This is a genomic window from Paraburkholderia sp. SIMBA_030 (genome assembly GCF_046535245.1).
GTDB lineage: Bacteria > Pseudomonadota > Gammaproteobacteria > Burkholderiales > Burkholderiaceae > Paraburkholderia.
This window is the reverse complement of the sequence record NZ_JAWRXB010000855.1, coordinates 1-261: the sequence shown is the minus strand read 5'-3', so window position 1 is coordinate 261 and position 261 is coordinate 1. Positions and strand designations below refer to the sequence as shown.

The 261-nt window shown below is 58.6% G+C and carries 1 pseudogene; it reads left to right on the top strand.

Annotation, left to right across the window (positions count from 1 at the left end):
* Positions 1-261 (top strand): annotated as a pseudogene (locus SB772_RS42430) (transketolase); the annotation flags it as partial.

The following is a 261-nucleotide window of genomic DNA, read 5'->3' as shown; positions in this document are numbered from 1 at the left end:
AACTTCCGTCAGCTGCACTCTAAAACTCCGGGTCACCCGGAAGTGGGTTACACCGCTGGTGTGGAAACCACCACCGGTCCGCTGGGTCAGGGTATTGCCAACGCAGTCGGTATGGCGATTGCAGAAAAAACGCTGGCGGCGCAGTTTAACCGTCCGGGCCACGACATTGTCGACCACTACACCTACGCCTTCATGGGCGACGGCTGCATGATGGAAGGCATCTCCCACGAAGTTTGCTCTCTGGCGGGTACGCTGAAGCTG